This window comes from Saccharothrix sp. DSM 118769, from assembly GCF_052936295.1.
In genome coordinates, this window is the sequence record NZ_CP193627.1 from 5,796,830 (window position 1) to 5,814,180 (window position 17,351).

Consider the following 17,351-nt stretch of genomic DNA (forward strand, 5'->3'; position numbering starts at 1 on the left):
CGGTCGAGGGCGCACCGGCCGGCCACGGCGGACCTGTCGGTCGCCACTGGTACGTTCCCGCGAGCCCGGGCGGACGAGGTCGAGGAGGACACCGTGGCAGAGGTGGCACTGCGGCCGGTCGAGGACGCCGACCTCGACGCGCTGTTCGAGCAGATGCGCGACCCCGAGTCGGTCCGGATGGCGGCCTTCACCGCCGAGGACCCCGACGACCGCGCCGCGTTCGACGCGCACATGGCCAAGGTGCGCGCCCTGCCCGACGGCGTGCTGCGCGCGGTGACCCTCGACGGCCGCCTCGTCGGCAGCATCGCCTCCTTCGTCGTGGACGGCGACACCGAGATCACCTACTGGGTCGACCGCGCGGTCTGGGGCCGGGGGGTCGCCGGCCGGGCGCTGGCCCTGTTCCTCGACGCGCTCGCGACCCGCCCCCTGCACGCCCGCGCCGCCAGTGACAACCTCGGGTCGCTCAAGGTCCTGCGCAGGGCGGGCTTCGCGGTCGTCGGCACCGAGACCTCCTACGCCTCCGCCCGGAACGCGGAGATCGAGGAAACCGTCCTGCGCCTCGACTGACACCGGCAGGTCACCCGTACCCTTGCCGGATGCGACCCCTCCGGTACTCCGTCAACGTCACCTTGGACGGGTGCTGCGACCACGAGGCGATCCCCGCGGACGAAGAGCTGCACCGCCACCACACCGCGAACCTCGACCGGGCCGACGCGCTCCTCTTCGGACGGGTGACCTACGGGATGATGGAGGCGGCGTGGCGACCGGCCGCGCCGGCGGGGACGAGGCCCGGGTGGGCGGAGCCCTTCGCCCGGACGATCGACGCGGCGCGGAAGCACGTCGTGTCGAGCACCCTGGAGCGGGTCGACTGGAACGCGGAACTCGTGCGCGGGGACCTGGGCGAGGCCGTCGAGCGGCTCAAGCGGGAACCGGGCAGGGGGTTGTTCGTCGGCGGCGTGCGACTCCCGCTGGCGTTGGCGGAGCTGGGGCTGATCGACGAGTACGAGTTCGTGGTGCACCCCCGGATCGCGGGACGCGGGCCGACGGTGTTCGCGGGGCTGTCGGAGCTGGTCGACCTGGCGCTCGTGGACCGGCTGGAGTTCGCCTCGGGGGCGGTGGCACTGCGGTACGAGCCGAGGAGGTAACCCGGTGACCGACTCCCCGACCGCAGCCGCGCCGGCGCGGACCGCCACCCTCGTCGTCGACGACGGCACCGTGATCGCCCACCACCACTGGGACCCCGACCCCGGTACCTCACCGCACCCCGTGCCGGTGGTGCTCCAGCACGGCTTCGCCGCCGACACGCTGGTCGACTGGGCCGGGCGCGGCACGGTCGCCGCCCTCACCGCCGCCGGGCGCACCGTCGTGGGGGTCGACGCGCGCGGCCACGGCCGGTCCGGGAAGTCGCCCGACCCCGGCCGCTACGGCGAACGGCGCATGGCCCGCGACCTGCGCGCCGTCATCGCCACCCTCGACGCCCCCGCCGTGGACCTCGTCGGCTACTCGATGGGCGCGGTCGTCGCGCTCCTCACGGCCGCCGGGGAACCCGCCGTGCGCAGGCTGGTCGTCGGCGGCGTCGGCGCCGCGGTCGTCGAACTCGGCGGCGTCGACACCCGGGTCCTGCCCGACACCGTCCTCGCCGAAGCGCTCCTCGCCGACGACCCCGCCGCCCTGCCGCCCGAGGTCGCGGGTGTGCGCGCGTTCGCCGAGGCGCTGGGGGCGGACCTGCCGTCCCTCGCCGCGCAGGCCCGTTCCGTGCACCGGGGCGTCATCAACCTCGCCGCCGTCACCGCCCCGACGCTCGTCCTCGCCGGCGACGACGACCCGCTCGCCGCACGTCCCCGGGTGCTCGCCGACGCCGTTCCCGACGCCCGGCTCCGCCTGGTGGCGGGCGACCACGGCAGCACGGGCGGCCACCCCGACTTCCGGGCGGCGATCGTCGACTTCCTGCGCGGCTGACGAACGGCACCGCCCGCCACCGCGCGGACCCGGCGACGCCCTCCACCATCGACGCGGTGGATACCCGGGGTCAGCAGAAGTGATTTCCGCGCGGCGGCGGTGATCCCGAGACTGGGGGTCAGTGGTGCCGGTCGCCGAGGACCGGCAGGCGCACCGGTCCCGCCGGTGCTCCCCGACCCGGGAGGACCGCCGTGAGGGGTGCCGACGGGGGGTCCGTGCTCTCCCGCGTGGTGCGGATCTTCGAGGCGTTCGACCAGGACCACCCCACCCTGCGGGTCACCGACGTCGCCCGCCGCGGCGGCCTGCACCTGGCGACCGCGTCCCGGCTGGTCGAGGAGCTGGTCCGCCTCGGTTGGCTGAGCCGCGACGAGCACCGCCGGGTCGGCGTCGGCGTGCGGATGTGGGAGCTGGCGGTCCGCGCCTGCCCCGCGTCGGGCCTGCGCGAGGCGGCGATGCCGTTCCTGGAGGACCTGCACGCCGTGGTCGGGCACCACGCGCAGCTGGCGGTGCCGGCCGACGGCGAGGCGTTGTTCGTCGAACGCCTGTCCGCGCCCGGCGCGGTCGCCGCGGTCACCCGGATCGCCGGCCGGCTGCCCCCGCACGCCTCGTCGGCGGGCCTGGTGCTGCTCGCCTTCGGACCGGTCGAGCGGCAGGAGCGGGTGCTGGCCGGTCCCCTGCGCCGCTACACCCCGCACACCGTGGTCGACCCGCGCCGGCTGCGCGCCCTGCTGGCGGCCGTGCGCCGCGACGGGTATGCCTTCTGCCCCGGGTTCATCGACGAGCACGCCACCGGCGCCGCCGTGCCGGTGCGGGACGCGACGGGCGCGGTCGTCGCCGCGCTGTCGGTGGTCGTGCCCAACGACGACGACGCCCGCACGGCCGTCCCGGTGCTGCGCGCGGCGGCGCGCGGGGTGTCGCGGGCGCTGGGCCAGCGGGCCCGCGGGAGGTTCCCTCTCGACCAGTGAGAGCGCCGTGGTGCCGCGGACCGCCGCGGCGGCACCCTCGGACCCCACCGGCAACCCCGAGCAGCCCGGGAACCCCCGAGGAGCATCGATGACGATGAACCCCGCCGAGAACGCGCTGGTCGAACTGGTCGTGGTGGACAAGTCGCCGGTCGCCGACGACGTCGTGGCGCTCACCCTGCGCGGCCCCGCGCGGGACCGCCTGCCGGAGTGGGCGCCGGGGGCGCACGTCGACCTGGTGCTGCCGGGCGGGCTGGTCCGCCAGTACTCGCTGTGCGGTGACCGGTGGGACCCGTACGACTACCGGGTGGCGGTGCTGCGCGACCCCGCGGGTCGCGGCGGTTCGGTGTTCGTGCACGACGGGCTGCGCGTCGGCGACCGGGTGTCGCTCGGCGGTCCCCGCAACAACTTCCGCCTGGTCCCGTCCCCGTCCTACCTGTTCGTCGCGGGCGGCATCGGCATCACCCCGCTGCTGCCGATGGTCCGGCAGGCCGAGCTGGTCGGCGCCGACTGGCGCCTGCTCTACGGCGGGCGCAGCCTGCGCGGCATGGCGTTCCTGCCCGAGCTGGCCGCCTACGGCGACAAGGTCGTCGTCGTGCCGCAGGACGTGCGCGGCCTGCCGGACCTGGCCGCCTGGCTGCCCTCCCCCGGTTCGGCCACCAAGGTCTACTGCTGCGGCCCGGCCGCGCTGCTGCGGGCGGTGGAGGGGTTGTGCGCCGAGCACCCGCCGGGTCAGGTGCGCACGGAGCGGTTCGTGCCCGAGGACCGGGGCGCGCCGGCGCGGGACGAGCCGTTCGAGGTCGAGCTGCGCCGCTCCGGCCGCAGCGTGGTCGTCGCGCCGGGGCAGTCGGTGCTCGACGCCCTGAACGGCGTCGGGGTCGCCGTGCTGTCCTCCTGCCGCCGGGGGACGTGCGGGACCTGCGAGACCACCGTCCTGGGCGGTGAGCCGGACCACCGCGACTCGATCCTCGACGACGCCGAGCGCGCCTCGGGCGACTGCCTGTTCCCGTGCGTGTCGCGGTCGCGCTCCGACCGCCTGGTCCTCGACCTCTGACCACGAAGGAGTGGTTCCGTGTCGACCTCCCCGACCTCCCCGACCTCCCCGCGCGTGCCGCACGCCCCGACCGTGCCGACCACCGACGCGGACCCGTTCTCCCCCGACGTGCTGGAGGAACCGACGGCGTTCCAGGCGTGGCTGCGCGACGCCGGGCCCGTCGTCCACCTCGACCGGTACGGCGTGCACGCGATGGGCCGCTACGAGCAGGTGCGCGCCGCGCTGGTCGACTGGCAGGGCTTCCGGTCCGCCGCCGGGGTCGGGTTGGGCGACTTCCGCCACGAGGGGCCGTGGCGCCCGCCGAGCCCGCTGCTGGAGGCCGACCCGCCGCACCACGACGCGCCCCGGGCGGTGCTGTCGGGGGTGCTGGGGCCGCGTGCGCTGCGGCGGTTGCGCGCCGAGTGGTTCGCCGACGCCCGGGACCTGGTCGACGAGGTCGTGGCCGAGGGCGAGTTCGACGCGGTCACGGGGCTGGCCCGGGCGTTCCCGCTGCGGGTGTTCCCGGACGCGGTCGGCATCCCGCGCGAGGGCCGGGAGAACCTGCTGCCCTACGGCGACCACCTGTTCAACGCCTTCGGGCCCCGCAACGACCTCGTGCTCGCGGGACTGCCGCGCATCGGCGGGCTCGCCGGCTGGGTCGACGCGCGGTGCGCCCGCGAGGTGCTGTCCGACGACGGGTTCGGCGCCGCGATCTGGGCCGCCGCCGACCACGGCGACATCACCCACGAGCAGGCCCCGCTGGTGGTGCGCTCGCTGCTCTCCGCCGGGGTCGACACCACGGTCCACGGGCTGGCGGCGGTGCTGCACGCCTTCGCGACGCACCCGGAGCAGTGGCGGCGGTTGCGCGCCGAACCGCACCTGACGCGGGTGGCGTTCGACGAGGCGGTGCGCTGGGGGTCGCCGGTGCAGACGTTCTTCCGCACGGCCACCCGGGACGTCGAGGTCGCGGGGACCGTCGTCCCCGAGGGCGGGAAGATCCTGTTGTCCCTCGGCGCGGCCAACCGCGACCCGCGCAGGTGGGCCGACCCGGACGCCTTCGACCTCTCCCGCGACCCGTCCGGCCACGTCGGTTTCGGCACGGGCCTGCACCAGTGCGTCGGGCAGCACGTCGCCCGCCTGGAGGCCGAAGCGCTGCTGACCGCGCTGGCGGCCCGGGTCGAGCGCCTGGAGGTCGCCGGGCCGACCAGGCGGCACCACAACAACACCCTGCGGGCTTGGGACTCCCTGCCCGTGCGGGTCCACCCCGCGTAGTGCGGCTCTGTGCCAGGACGCGCGCCGGTCGGGAGGCGCGGCGCGAGGAGGCGAAGAACCCCTTCGAGTGATCCCCGGGCGCCTGGGGACCCCGCGGTCGGGGTCAGCGGCGGTCGGGGTCAGCGGCGGTCGGGACGGGTCAGGAACGGGCTCGTGCCGTCGGTCCAGCCGAGGAACCGCACGCCCGTCCCGCCCAGTGCCGTCCCGTCCGCCGTGAAGCGGCCACCGCCGAGCACGTGCAGCAGACCGTCGACCGCCGGTTCGAGCACGGTGCCGCGCGCCTCGCCCGCCAGCCTCTCCGCGTGGGCGAGCCGCACGGCGGGCTCGCAGAAGCTGAGCAGGAACAGGGCCTGCCGCCACGCGTACGCCGCGTTCTTCACCTGGATGAGCGCCGCGTGCCGGTGGTCCGGGCGCTGGGCCAGCCTGCGGAGGGTCCACCCGAACGCCTGCCACGCCGACCGCGGCGCGTGCTCGCGCAGTTCGTCGGTCAGGTCCAGGCCGTCGACCAGCACGGCGAGGTTGTGCGTGGTGAGGACCTGGCTCTGCTCCAGCACCATGCCGTTCGCCGCGGTGGAGCCACCGGGGGTGCCCGCCCGCCGCCGGCACAGCGCGGTGAAGTCCTCGGCGGTCCGCTTGCCCCAGCGCAGGACCGCGCGCCGGGGTTCGGGCCAGTCCGCCGGCAGGTCGTAGTAGTCCGCGTAGGGCGTGCCGGCCAGCAGGCGGCTCGCCACCACGCCGGCGTCGCGCCACTTGGTGGTGAACGTGCCGGTGAAGATGTCCGCGGCCACCTCCTCCACGAGCGGCAGCGCCAGCCCGGCCTGCTCCGCCTGCGCCCTCAGCTCGGTCACCAGCGGGTTCGGCAGCAGGGCGTGCGGGAACGCGGTGAGGGCCAGCACGACGGTCTGCCGCAGGGCCCGGTGGGCGGCCTTGGTGTTGCTCGGTTCGGGCGAGCGGTAAAGGGCGAGCGCGTCCACCCAGGGCAGCTCGGTGAACCGCACCTGGTGCTCCAGGTTGAGCAGCAGCAGGCCGCGGCGACGCCGGAACGCGGTGTAGGTCCGCTCGTGCAGCCCCGCCACGACCGGGTCGTCGATCGCCGCGCTCAGCAGCCGCGCGGTGAGCTGCGGCAGCACCTTCGCGAGCGTCTCCCCCGACGTGAGCACGCCGAGGCGCACCAGCTCGTCCGCCGGCGCTTCGAGCGCCCGCGCCGCCTTGCGCACCAGGTGGTCGGGCATCGCGGTGCCGCCGGGGACCTCGGCGGTCGCCTCGGTCCCGGACACCGCGGCCGTCACGACGTCGAGCGACGGCAGGCCGCCGTCCGCCGGGTACCGGTCCAGCCTCGTGGCCAGCACGCCGGCGAGCGCGGCGTTCGTCGGCGCGGCGACGGTCGCCACGTGGGTGGCGCGCCACGCGGCGCGCCGCGCGGTCCCGGGGACGCCGCGGCGGCTCACCGTGCCCGCGATGACGCGGCGGACCCAGCCGGCCTCCCGCGCGGTGAGCGCGTCGCCGCCTTCCGGGCAGGACTCCAGCGCGCGGTGCAGCCGCGCGAAGTTGCTCTTCGGGTTGGTCTGCCTGCCCGAGGGCGCGTGGGTGCGGCACGTCTCGGCGAAGTCCGCGAGCCACTCGGCCCGGGACGCCGCCCAGTCGGCGGGCCACACCCGGCACGGCCGGCCGCCGCGCACGTCCCCGTCCTCCCCGAGGTGCGGCAGCTCGCCGTCGACGGTGCGGCACCACAGCGCGACCAGCCGCTCGTAGAGCGGGTCCCACACGGTCAGCGCGTCGCGCATCGCGGCGAGCTGCGCCGGCACCCGCACGGAGCGCAGCGACCCGACGACGTCCGCCACCGAACCGAGGCGGACGGCGGAGCCGGAGGGCCGGGCGACCGGTTCGAAGGGCGGCACCAGTCGCAGCCGGTGCATCAGCGGGCGCAGTTCGGCGACCAGGTCGAGGGCCTGTTCCGGGAAGCCCTTGTCCAGCAGCAGCGCCACGACGGGCAGTGCCGCGTCCTCCGGCACCTCGACCCGGTAGTGGCCGCGGCGGAGCACGTCCAGCAGCTCGGCCTGGCCGGCGTCCCCGAGGTACCAGAGGTTGAGCCGCTCCCGCCCGTTCCCGCCGGGCACGTCGTCCGGGAGGGAGGCGACGCGGGCCGCCTCGTCCTCGGACAGCGGCACCTCGGCCAGGTGGCGGCCGGTCGCGAACCCGCCGTGCGCGACCTCCGGCGTCACCCACGCCGGGGTGTCCGCGACCGGGGTGCGGGAGCCGATCGCGAGCGTGCCGTCGGCCATCCCGGTGACGACGTCCTCCCAGCGCCGCAGCGTGCGCAGCGCCCGCTCGCGGTCGGCCCCGGTGCTCGCCGAGGCCACCGCGTCCAGCGCCCGCGCCAGTCGGCCGGTCGCGTAGCCGGGTGAGGCGGTGCGGAACTCTTCGGGCATCACGGACTCCACGGTCGGTCGGCCGTGGAGGCGGGATTCGAACCCGCACCCTCCCCGACCGAAGCGGGGCGATCTGCCGTTGATCCACTCCACGAGTAGCCGGATCGTATCGACCGCGCGCCCCGGCCGCCCCCGGTTTACCGGTGGGGTTCGCCCAGCCGGTCCTCGTCGGGGTGCCGGGGGCCGAGGACGGAGAGGAGTTGCAGCTTGTCGTAGCTCTCACTGCCCGGGACGGCGGTGTGGACGAGGAGCAGGTGCCCCTGGACGGGGTCGAGGAGCGTCTGGCAGTTCAGTTCGAGGAAGCCGAGGTCGGGGTGCACGTAGCGCTTGACCTCGTTGTAGTGGATGCCGATCTCGTGCTCGTCCCAGACGGCGCGGAACTCCTCGCTCTCGGCGAGCAGCAGTTCCTGGAGGTAGGCGGCCCGTGAGCCGGGCCCGCCGAGCGTGACCATCTTGCGCAGCCCGGCGACGAAGACGCGCGAGTGCAGCGGGTGGTCGTCGGGGTGGTACAGCGCCCGGGTGGCCGGGTCGGTGAACCACCGGTAGCAGATGCTGCGGGCCGGGCCGGTGTAGCGGGTGGTGTCGCCGGTGAGCGCGACGCCGAGCCGGGTCTGCCGGAGCGTCTCGCCGAGTTCGGTGACGATCTCGGCGGGGGTGTCGGCGAGCCGGTCGAGGATGCGGAGCAGGCCGGGGCTGATGTGCTCGCTGGTCGTGCCCCGCGCGGGCGGGTTGTGGCCGGCGAGGCGGAACAGGTGGTCGCGTTCGTCGAGGGACAGGTGCAGCCCCTGCGCGATCGAGGCGATCATCTCCTCGGACGGGCGCGGTCCGCGTTCCCGCTCGATCCGGCTGTAGTAGTCGGTGGAGATGTGGCAGAGCACGGCGACCTCCTCCCGGCGCAGCCCCGCGGTCCTGCGCCGCGGTCCGCGCGGGAGACCGACGTCCTCCGGTTGGAGCGACTCGCGGCGGCGGCGCAGGAACCCGGCCAGCCCGGCTCGGTCGATCACGACTGCTCCCCCTCCGGCTCCGGTGCTGGTCACCATCCTGGCACCCGCGCCGGGCGGCTGCCTCGGACTGCCGATCCCCCCTTCCGGGGACGTGGCGGGGCCCGGTGGGCCTGGGATCGACAGGCCGTGGATGTCCCCCGCCGACCGGGCGCAACCTGGTCGCACCCCTCCCCGACGAACCAGGAGCCGCACGTGGCACGCACTCGACCGGACATCACCGTTCCCGACCTCTCCGGGAAGCTCGCCGTCGTCACCGGCGCCAGCGACGGCGTCGGACTGGCGCTGACGGCCCGCCTCGCCGCCGCCGGGGCGGAGGTCGTCATGCCCGTCCGCAACCCCCGCAAGGGCGAGGCGGCTATCGCCCGGATCACGCGGCAGCACCCCGGGGCGGTCCTGTCCCTGCGGGAGCTGGACCTGTCGTCGCTGGGCTCGGTCGCCGCGCTGGGGGCCGTGCTGCGCGCCGAGGACCGCCCGATCCACGTCCTCGTCAACAACGCCGGTGTGATGACCCCGCCCCAGCGGCAGACCACCGCCGACGGGTTCGAGCTCCAGTTCGGCAGCAACCACCTGGGGCACTTCGCCCTCGTCGCCCACCTGCTGCCCCTGCTGCGCGCGGGACGTGCGCGGGTGACATCGCAGCTCAGCATCGCCGCGAACCACTACGCCGTCAACTGGGACGACCTGAACTGGGAGCGGTCCTACCGGGGTGGCCGCGCGTACAGCCAGTCCAAGATCGCGCTCGGCCTGTTCGGGCTCGAACTGGACCGCCGCAGCCGGGCCGGCGGCTGGGGCGTCACGAGCAACCTCGCCCACCCCGGCATCGCCCCCACCAACCTCCTGGCCGCGCGACCCGAGGTCGACCGGGCGCGGGACACCGCCGGCGTGCTCCTCATCCGCGCCCTCTCCCGGCGCGGCATCCTGGTCGGGACGGTCGAGACCGCGCTGCTCCCGGCCCTGCTGGCCGCCACCTCGCCGGACGCGCGCGGTGCGCGCCTGTACGGCCCCGGCGGTCCCGGGCACCTGTCCGGCGCGCCGGCCGAACAGGCCCTGTACTCCCGGCTGCGCGGCGAGGAGGACGCCGAGCGGATCTGGCGGATCTCCGAGGAGCTGACCGGTGTCACCTTCCCCGCGGACGAGCCGACCCACCCCGCCGCGGGGGTGCCGTCCGGTCCGCGGGGCGACCTCGGCGCGTGATCGACGCGCCGGACCCGGGCACGGGCACGGGGCGCTGACGACCGCCCGGCCGGCAGCACCTCGTCCTGCCCGGGGCGGCGCGAACGACGACGTGGCGGCCGGGGCAGTCCGCCCGGGCGGCGTGCGCCGCGTCGTGCCGCCCCGGACGTGTTCGGCCGCCGCCCTGCCACCCCGGACCGCCGGCTGCCGCCGACGCGCCCCCGCACCGCTCTTTCATCCACATGCGACAGTGGAAGCTAAAGCTACCGCAAGGACTTTTAGCACCCGCGCGCGTTGACTGGCCGAACGGGGCGTGACTACATTGACTCGCTGATCAAAGTCTATCGGTCCCACTATCGAAACTTTCGACCTTCGGTGGACGTCCACCGCAGCGGCACCCGTCGCCACCGACGCCGGAGCCCCCGTGCGACGCGGCCGGTCCCGACACCGATGTCAGGAGACGACACATGTCAGCACCAGCAGGGCGTGCGCGCCGCGTCCTCGCCGTGACGGCCGCCGCCGTCGCGGGCACGCTCGCCGTCGGCCTGGCGGTCGCCGCGCCGTCCACCGCCGGGCCGGGTTCGACGCTCGGGCAGCTCGCCGCCGCCAAGGGCCGCTACTTCGGCTCGGCCACGGACAACCCGACGTTGACCAACGCCCCCTACACCGCGGTGCTGGGCAGCGAGTTCAACCAGATCACCGTCGGCAACACCCAGAAGTGGCAGTACACCGAACCCAGCCGCGGGCGGTTCGACTACACCCAGGCCGACCAGATCGTCGCCTTCGCCCAGGCGCACGACCAGATCGTGCGCGGCCACACCCTCGTGTGGCACAACCAGCTCCCCGACTGGGTCGCCGGCGTGCCCGCCGGCGAGCTGCTCGGCGTGATGCGCAACCACATCGCCAACGTGGCCGGCCACTACCGGGGCAAGGTCGTGCACTGGGACGTGGTCAACGAGGCGTTCGAGGAGGACGGCACCCGGCGGCAGTCGGTGTTCCAGCAGAAGCTCGGCGACGGCTACCTCGCCGAGGCGTTCAAGGCCGCCCGCGCCGCCGACCCGAACGCCAAGCTCTACTACAACGACTACAACATCGAGGGCATCGGCGCCAAGAGCGACGCCGTGTACGAGCTGGTGAAGTCGTTCAAGCAGCAGGGCGTCCCCATCGACGGCGTCGGCATGCAGGCCCACCTCGTCCTCGGCCAGGTGCCCGCCACCCTCCAGCAGAACATCAAGCGCTTCGCCGACCTCGGCGTCGACGTGGCCATCACCGAGCTCGACATCCGCATGCGCACGCCCCGCGACGCCGCCAAGGACGCCCAGCAGGCGCGGGACTACCGGGCCGTGGTCGACGCCTGCCTGGCCGTGACCCGCTGCGTCGGCATCACGGTGTGGGACTTCTCCGACGGCCACTCCTGGATCCCCTCGGTCTTCCCGGGCGAGGGCGCGGCCCTGATCTACGACGAGGGCTTCGCCAAGAAGCCCTCCTACTGGGCCGTTCACGAAGCACTCGGCGGCACCACGACCACCACCACGACGACGACCACCACGACCGGCGGGAACGGCAGCGGCTGCACCGCCACCTACCGCGTGACCGGCCAGTGGCACGGCGGCTACCAGGTTGAGGTCACCGTCCGCAACACCGGCACCACCGCCACGACCGGGTGGACCGTCAGGTGGGCCCTGGCCCCGGGGCAGACCGTGGGCAACGCGTGGAACGGCGTGGCCACCGTCACCGGCCAGGACGTGACCGTGCGCAACGCCGCCTACAACGGCAGGATCGCCGTCAACGCCACCACCGCGTTCGGCTTCACCGGCACCTCCACCGGCGCCAACCCCGTGCCCACCGTCACCTGCGCCACGACCTGACCGCTCGCGGACGACGCGACACCGTCCTTTCCGTCGATCGCGTGGAATGCCAAGCGATGCCCAAGTCCCTGTCGGACGGGCCCACCCCGGCGCACACTGGTGCCCCACCCGGACATCGACCGACGACGGCGAGGTGATGGCTGTGCCGACCTGGACCTGCGTCGTGGTCTTCTGCGCGGTCCTGCTGCTGGTGGCGCACCTGGTCCAACGGCGCGACCGCGCTCGACGGGCGGGGTTGGTGGCACCGGCCGACACCACGGGGCGGTCCGGTGCCGACACGACGGCACGGGCCCGGCTCGGCCCGCACGGTGCCGGCGACGGCTCCACGGCCGGCTCCCACGGCGGTGACGGCGGCAACTGACCCGCGTCCCGCGGGCTGCTCGCGATCAGGTGGAACCGGTCCGCCGCCGGGGGCACGTCGCCCCCGGTGGCGGCGGTCGCGAGTGGACGCACGCCGTCCCGATCGCGGCCGTCACACGGTCGGGTAAGGGGGGCTCCCCGTTCCGGTGACAGTGCGGTGGTGGGCCGCCGCGGCTTCCTACGCTCGACGGACACGCCGCGCGAGGGAGCTGATCCTGTGACCCGGTCCACCATCCTCATCGCCACCGAGCGACCGACCGAGGACAGCACCGTGCCGGCGGCGAAGGTCGCGCAGGTCTGCGCGCACCTGCGCGACTGCGGGTACGAGGTGATGGTCGTGCACTCCACCGCCGACGCCGCCTCCGCGATCACCGCCCAGGCCGACCTCACCGCCGCCGTGGTGAGCTGGGAACTGGTCGGCGGCCCGCTCCAGCCCCCCGCCGGCGGCCCGGCCGTCCCGGGCGGCGTGCTGCGGATGCTGCTGGACCGGTTCTCCTCGCGGCTGCCCGTGTTCCTGCTGACCACCGGCGACTACAGCGACGAGACGCCGCTGTGGGTCTCCGAGGTCGTCAACGGCTGGATCTGGCTGCTGGAGGACACGCCCGACTTCATCGCGGGCCGCGTCGACTTCGCCGCGCGCCAGTACCTCGACCACGTCCTGCCGCCGTTCTTCCGCGAACTGCGCCGGTTCGACGACACCCACCCGTACTCGTGGCACACCCCGGCCCACGCGGGCGGCATCGCGTTCCTCAAGTCGCCGGTCGGTCGGGCGTTCTTCGACTACTTCGGCGAACGCCTGTTCCGCACCGACATCTCGGTGTCCGTCGGCGAACTCGGCTCGCTGTTCGAGCACACCGGCCCGGTCGGCGAGGCCGAGCGCAACGCCGCGCGGATCTTCGGCGCCGACGAGACCTACTTCGTGCTGCACGGCACGTCGACGTCCAACCGGATGATCATCCACAGCGCGGTCGCCAACGACGAGATCACCCTGCTCGACCGCAACTGCCACAAGGCGATCAACCACGGCGTCGTCCTCACCGGCGCGCGCCCCGTCTACCTGGTGCCCACCCGCAACGGCTACGGGATCACCGGGCCCGTCCCGCCGCACCGGTTGACCGCGGACGCGGTGCGCGAGCAGGTCGGGCGCACCCCGATCGCGGCGGGCGCGGTGCGCCCGGACCCGTCGTACGCGGTCATCACGAACTCCACCTACGACGGCCTCTGCTACGACACCACCCGGGTGGCCGAACTGCTGGGCGCGTCCACCCGCACCCTGCACTTCGACGAGGCGTGGTTCGCCTACGGCCGGTTCAACCCGCTCTACGCGCGCCGCTACGGGATGGCGGTCGACGGCGACGGGACGCCGGACGGGCAGCGCCCGACCGTGTTCGCCACCCACTCGTCGCACAAGCTGCTGGCCGCGCTGTCCCAGTCCGCGATGATCCACGTGAAGTCCGGCGGGAAGGCGCCGTTCGACCGGTCCCGGTTCAACGAGACGTACATGATGCACGGCACCACGTCGCCGCTGTACCCGATGATCGCCTCGTGCGACGTGGCGGCGGGCATGATGGACGGCCCGGCCGGGAACTGGCTGACCACCGAGGCGATCACCGAGGCGGTCCGGTTCCGGCAGGCGATGATCCGGCTCGGCAGGCGGCTGGCCGAGGCGGGCGACCGGCCGCCGTGGTTCTTCGGCGTGTGGCAGCCGACCGAGGTCACCGACGAGCGCGTCCCGTTCCACGAGGCCCCGCTCGACCTGCTGCGCACCGACCCGGGCTGCTGGGCGCTGGAGCCGGGTGCCGAGTGGCACGGCTTCCCCGACCTGGAACCCGGTTTCTGCCTGCTCGACCCGGTCAAGGTGACCGTCACCTGCCCCGGCGTCGACGCGCTCGGCGGGGTGTCGGCGTTCGGCGTCCCGGCCCGGGTGGTGACGGCGTACCTGGAGACCCGGCGGATCGTGGTGGAGAAGACCGACGTCTACACGTTCCTGGTGCTGTTCTCCATGGGCATCACGAAGGGCAAGTGGGGCACGCTGCTCGACGCGCTCACCGACTTCAAGCAGCTCCACGACGACGGCGCCCCGCTGGGCGAGGTGCTGCCGGACCTGGTGAAGGCCCACCCCGCGCGGTACCGGGGGCTGACGCTGCCGCAGCTGTGCGCCGAGATGCACCACACCCTCGCCGACGCCAAGGTCGTGCAGCTGCTCAACGAGGCGTTCACCAGCCCCACGCCGCCCACGGCGGTGATGACGCCCGCCGAGGCGCACCAGCGCTTCATCCGCGGCGAGACCGAACTCGTCGCCCTGGACGCCCTGGCCGACCGCGTGGTCGCCACCCAGGTCACGACCACGCCGCCCGGCATCCCGGTGCTGGTGCCCGGCGAGCGCGTCGGCTCGCCCGACGGCGCGCTCCTCCGCTACCTGCGCGTGCTGGAGGCGTTCGACCGGCGGTTCCCGGGGTTCGCCAGCGAGACCCACGGCGTGCGCCACCAGGACGGCGGCTACTGGATCTCGTGCGTGACCGGGTAGCGGCGTCGGCGGAGGCCGTTCCGGGCGCGGCGGCGAGGCGGCGGTCGCGGTCCGCCGGTCGCCGGGCCGTTCACGGCGTGCGGTGACCGGGGTCCGGCGGGACGCGCAGCGCCAGCAGGGCGGTGTCGTCGTCGGGGCGGCCTCGGTCGTGCTCGGTGATGGCGTCGCCGAGGCGGGTGACGGTCTGCCGGGCGTCCATCCCGCGGCACTCGGCCAGGACCCGGGCGAGGGTGTCCTCGCCGAACTGGGGGCGTTCGCCGTCGCCGTCGCCGTCGACGGGTGGGCGGGCCTCGGTGGCGCCGTCGGTGTAGAGCAGCAGGGTGTCGCCGGGGGCGAGGCGGAAGCGGGTGTCGGTGAGGGTGGTCTCGCGCACGACGCCGAGCAGGGTGCCGGTGCGCCCGGCGGGCTGGACGCGGCCGTCGGCGCGGCGGATCAGCGCGGGCGGGTGCCCGGCGAGGGCCAGGCGGCCGGCGATGCCGCCGCGGGTGGCGTGGAAGGTGGCGTAGACGGCGGTGAGGAACCGGTCGCTGCGCTGGTCGAGCATGGCGGTGTTGAGCTTGGTGAGCACGGTGGCCGGGGACGCGTGCCGGGTGGCCTCGGCGCGCAGGGTGTAGCGGGCCAGCGCGGTGACCTTGGCGGCCTCGGTGCCGTGCCCGCACACGTCGCCCATCACGGTGGCCCACCACCGCCCGGTGGTGGGGAACAGGTCGTAGAAGTCGCCCACGACCCGGTCGCCGTACGCGGGCAGGTAGGAGGCGGCGACCTCCAGCCCCGGCACGGGGGTGAGGGTCGGGGGCAGCAGGCTGTCCTGGAGGCTGCGCGCGAGGTGGCTGGAGGCGGTCAGCGCGGTCCGGGCGGTGTCCAGGGCGGTACGGGCGGTGATCAGCGACTGGCGCAGGTTGAGCTCGTTGCCCACCGCCCGCGCGAGCGTGGCCAGGGTCTTGAGCTCCTCGGGCCGCCACCGGCGGGGCTCGTCGTCGATCACGCACATGCTGCCCAGCACCTCGCCGCCCGGTCCGAGCACCGGGTAGCCGGCCCACGCGCCGATGCTCATCGGCACCACCGAGGGGTGGTCGCGGGTGCGCGGGTCGGTCGCCGCGTCGTCGACCACGAACCGCTCACCGGCCAGGCCGACGAGGAAGTAGCAGAAGCTGTCCCGCACCGGGGTGTGGCGCTGCGCGGGGTCGCGCGGGGTCACCCCGACGCAGGACTTCCAGAACGAGCGCTGGTCGTCCACCAGCGTGATGAACGCCCGCGCGCAGCCGGTGGTGGCCGCCGCGATCTGCGCGAGGTCGTCGAACGCCTCCTCCGCCGCGGTGTCGAGCAGGCCGGTGGCCCGCACCGCGGCCAGCCGCGCCGGGTCCGACAGCGCCGCCGGCAAGCCGTCCTCCCGCAACCCCCCGGGGAAGCGCACACCGTTGACCACAGCCACGACGAACCCCTTCGTGACGACCACCGGTCATCCGTCCGGGGCACCCCTCGCCGGACCCGTGAAGACCGGCAGGTGCCCACCGTAGTCTCCCCGCCGGGCGAGGCGGTCCTCCCGCCCGGTCGGGTTCGGTCCCTACGGCGTGGCGGTTTCCGCCGGGGGGTCGGCGAACCGGGTGACGAGGAGGTCGATCCGCCCCTCCTGGCCGTCCGGGGGGATGCGGCCGCCGTCGGCCAGGACGGCCATGCCGTGCAGCGCGCTCCAGGTGACCTCGGCGAACAGTTCGCGCCGCGCGCCCGGCGGGAAGCAGTGGACGAACTCGTCGAACCCGGCCCGCATCGCGGGCGGCGTCCCGGCGCTCGCGAACCGCAGGTCGGTGGGCAGGACGAACATGGCCTGGTACAGGGCGGGGTGCCCGGTCGCGAACTCCAGGTAGGCGCGGCAGACGGCGCGCAGGGCCCGTCCGGCGTCTGCGGCGTCTAGGTCTGCGGGGTCGGCGTCTGGGGGGTCGGCGTCTGCGGCGGCGGAGTCGGGGTCGGCGTCTGCGGCGGCGGGGTCGGGGTCGGGGTCGGCGGGGTCGGGGTGGGCGGCGGCCTGCCGCGCGCGGCGCAGGTGGGCGGCGAGTTCGGCGAACCCCTCCAGCGCGACGGCGCCCACGATGGCGTCCTTGCCGCTGAAGTGGCTGTAGAGCACCGGCTGGCTGTACTCGACGCGGTCGGCCAACCGCCGGGTCGTCACCGACTCCCAGCCCTCGGTCTCCGCGAGTTCGCGCGCGGCCGTGACGATCAGCCGGTGGCGGTGGGCGCGTTCGCGTTCGCGGCGCTCGCTGATGGCGGACATGGCGGCATCATAGCAACGCTAGACATCCTGTCGGCGACAACGTAGCGTTGCTGTCGTTGCTAGCGCCGCTAGGAAGCGGTGCCGCCGTCCAGGGGGAGGACCCACTCGTGCTCACCACCACCGCCACCGCGCTCGCCTTGCTGATCGGCGCGGGCATCATCGTCATCGGCGTGCGCGCCCTCGTCGCGCCGCGGGCCGCGGCGGGCTTCGGCATCCCCGGCACGCCGACCGAGGACCGCACCTTCCGGGCGTGGCTGTCCGTCAAGGCGGTGCGCGACATCGCCTCGGGCGTCTTCGTCCTCGTCCTGGTGCTCGCGGCGACACCGCAGGTGCTGGGCTGGTTCATGCTGGCTGCCACCGGCATCCCCGTCGGCGACGCGCTGATCGTGCTGCGCAGCAAGGGACCGAGGGCGGTGGCCTACGGCGTCCACGGGGGCACCGCCGCCGTGATGCTGGTGATCGGCGTGCTGCTGCTCGTCGCGTGACCGGGCCCCG

General features: G+C 74.8%; 15 protein-coding genes and 1 tRNA gene. 11 read left to right on the forward strand and 5 right to left on the reverse strand.

Translation table 11 applies throughout. From position 1 onward, the window contains the following. Positions 1 to 93: 93 nt before the first annotated feature. From ACRAKJ_RS24680 to ACRAKJ_RS24705, 6 genes are all read left to right on the forward strand, one after another. A complete protein-coding gene (locus tag ACRAKJ_RS24680) occupies positions 94 to 567 on the forward strand; it encodes a GNAT family N-acetyltransferase (RefSeq protein WP_438923549.1) in 474 nt (157 codons plus the stop codon). A gap of 29 nt (positions 568 to 596) precedes the next feature. Next, positions 597 to 1,145 carry a dihydrofolate reductase family protein gene (locus tag ACRAKJ_RS24685; protein WP_438923550.1) on the forward strand — a complete coding sequence of 183 codons (549 nt, stop codon included), beginning with the start codon at positions 597 to 599 and terminating at the stop codon, positions 1,143 to 1,145. A 4-nt stretch (positions 1,146 to 1,149) separates the two neighbouring features. Then, positions 1,150 to 1,959, forward strand: a complete 810-nt coding sequence (locus ACRAKJ_RS24690) for an alpha/beta fold hydrolase (RefSeq protein WP_438923551.1) — start codon at positions 1,150 to 1,152, stop codon at positions 1,957 to 1,959. A 191-nt stretch (positions 1,960 to 2,150) separates the two neighbouring features. Beyond that, the gene (locus ACRAKJ_RS24695) at positions 2,151 to 2,924 is read left to right on the forward strand and encodes an IclR family transcriptional regulator domain-containing protein (RefSeq protein WP_438923552.1); all 774 of its coding nucleotides are present in this window, start codon (positions 2,151 to 2,153) and stop codon (positions 2,922 to 2,924) included. 88 nt (positions 2,925 to 3,012) lie between these two features. After that, positions 3,013 to 3,975, forward strand: coding sequence for a 2Fe-2S iron-sulfur cluster-binding protein (locus tag ACRAKJ_RS24700; RefSeq protein WP_438923553.1), 963 nt, complete (start codon positions 3,013 to 3,015; stop codon positions 3,973 to 3,975). Between the two features lie 18 nt (positions 3,976 to 3,993). Further along, on the forward strand, positions 3,994 to 5,226 hold the full coding sequence (locus ACRAKJ_RS24705) for a cytochrome P450 (RefSeq protein ID WP_438923554.1): 1,233 nt from the start codon (positions 3,994 to 3,996) through the stop codon (positions 5,224 to 5,226). 119 nt (positions 5,227 to 5,345) lie between these two features. Here the strand turns inward: ACRAKJ_RS24705 and ACRAKJ_RS24710 are convergent, their stop codons facing one another. The 3 genes from ACRAKJ_RS24710 to ACRAKJ_RS24720 all read right to left on the reverse strand — a co-directional run bounded on the left by ACRAKJ_RS24710 (position 5,346) and on the right by ACRAKJ_RS24720 (position 8,659). Then, positions 5,346 to 7,655 (reverse strand): hypothetical protein, encoded by a 2,310-nt coding sequence (locus tag ACRAKJ_RS24710; protein ID WP_438923555.1) that lies wholly within the window; start codon positions 7,653 to 7,655, stop codon positions 5,346 to 5,348. Between the two features lie 22 nt (positions 7,656 to 7,677). After that, positions 7,678 to 7,749 (reverse strand) — tRNA-Arg (locus ACRAKJ_RS24715). Positions 7,750 to 7,792: 43 nt separating this feature from the next. Next, the gene (locus ACRAKJ_RS24720) at positions 7,793 to 8,659 is read right to left on the reverse strand and encodes an MmyB family transcriptional regulator (RefSeq protein ID WP_438923556.1); all 867 of its coding nucleotides are present in this window, start codon (positions 8,657 to 8,659) and stop codon (positions 7,793 to 7,795) included. A gap of 192 nt (positions 8,660 to 8,851) precedes the next feature. Between ACRAKJ_RS24720 and ACRAKJ_RS24725 the strand changes: the two genes are divergently transcribed. The 4 genes from ACRAKJ_RS24725 to ACRAKJ_RS24740 all read left to right on the forward strand — a co-directional run bounded on the left by ACRAKJ_RS24725 (position 8,852) and on the right by ACRAKJ_RS24740 (position 14,587). Then, on the forward strand, positions 8,852 to 9,853 hold the full coding sequence (locus ACRAKJ_RS24725; protein WP_438923557.1) for an SDR family oxidoreductase: 1,002 nt from the start codon (positions 8,852 to 8,854) through the stop codon (positions 9,851 to 9,853). A 446-nt stretch (positions 9,854 to 10,299) separates the two neighbouring features. Further along, on the forward strand, positions 10,300 to 11,700 hold the full coding sequence (locus ACRAKJ_RS24730; protein WP_438923558.1) for an endo-1,4-beta-xylanase: 1,401 nt from the start codon (positions 10,300 to 10,302) through the stop codon (positions 11,698 to 11,700). Between the two features lie 142 nt (positions 11,701 to 11,842). Continuing rightward, entirely contained in the window at positions 11,843 to 12,061 is a 219-nt protein-coding gene (locus ACRAKJ_RS24735; RefSeq protein WP_438923559.1) for a hypothetical protein, read from the forward strand. 216 nt (positions 12,062 to 12,277) lie between these two features. After that, positions 12,278 to 14,587 (forward strand): Orn/Lys/Arg family decarboxylase, encoded by a 2,310-nt coding sequence (locus ACRAKJ_RS24740; RefSeq protein WP_438923560.1) that lies wholly within the window; start codon positions 12,278 to 12,280, stop codon positions 14,585 to 14,587. Between the two features lie 70 nt (positions 14,588 to 14,657). Here ACRAKJ_RS24740 and ACRAKJ_RS24745 read toward each other — a convergent pair whose 3' ends face one another. Together ACRAKJ_RS24745 and ACRAKJ_RS24750 are read right to left on the reverse strand one after the other, a co-directional pair. Further along, a complete protein-coding gene (locus ACRAKJ_RS24745; protein WP_438923561.1) occupies positions 14,658 to 16,043 on the reverse strand; it encodes a SpoIIE family protein phosphatase in 1,386 nt (461 codons plus the stop codon). A 108-nt stretch (positions 16,044 to 16,151) separates the two neighbouring features. Next, positions 16,152 to 16,856 carry a TetR family transcriptional regulator gene (locus ACRAKJ_RS24750; protein WP_438923562.1) on the reverse strand — a complete coding sequence of 235 codons (705 nt, stop codon included), beginning with the start codon at positions 16,854 to 16,856 and terminating at the stop codon, positions 16,152 to 16,154. Between the two features lie 107 nt (positions 16,857 to 16,963). On the opposite strand from ACRAKJ_RS24750, the gene ACRAKJ_RS24755 reads away from it, so the two are divergent. After that, positions 16,964 to 17,341 carry a DUF4267 domain-containing protein gene (locus ACRAKJ_RS24755; protein ID WP_438923563.1) on the forward strand — a complete coding sequence of 126 codons (378 nt, stop codon included), beginning with the start codon at positions 16,964 to 16,966 and terminating at the stop codon, positions 17,339 to 17,341. The last annotated feature ends 10 nt before the right edge of the window (positions 17,342 to 17,351 follow it).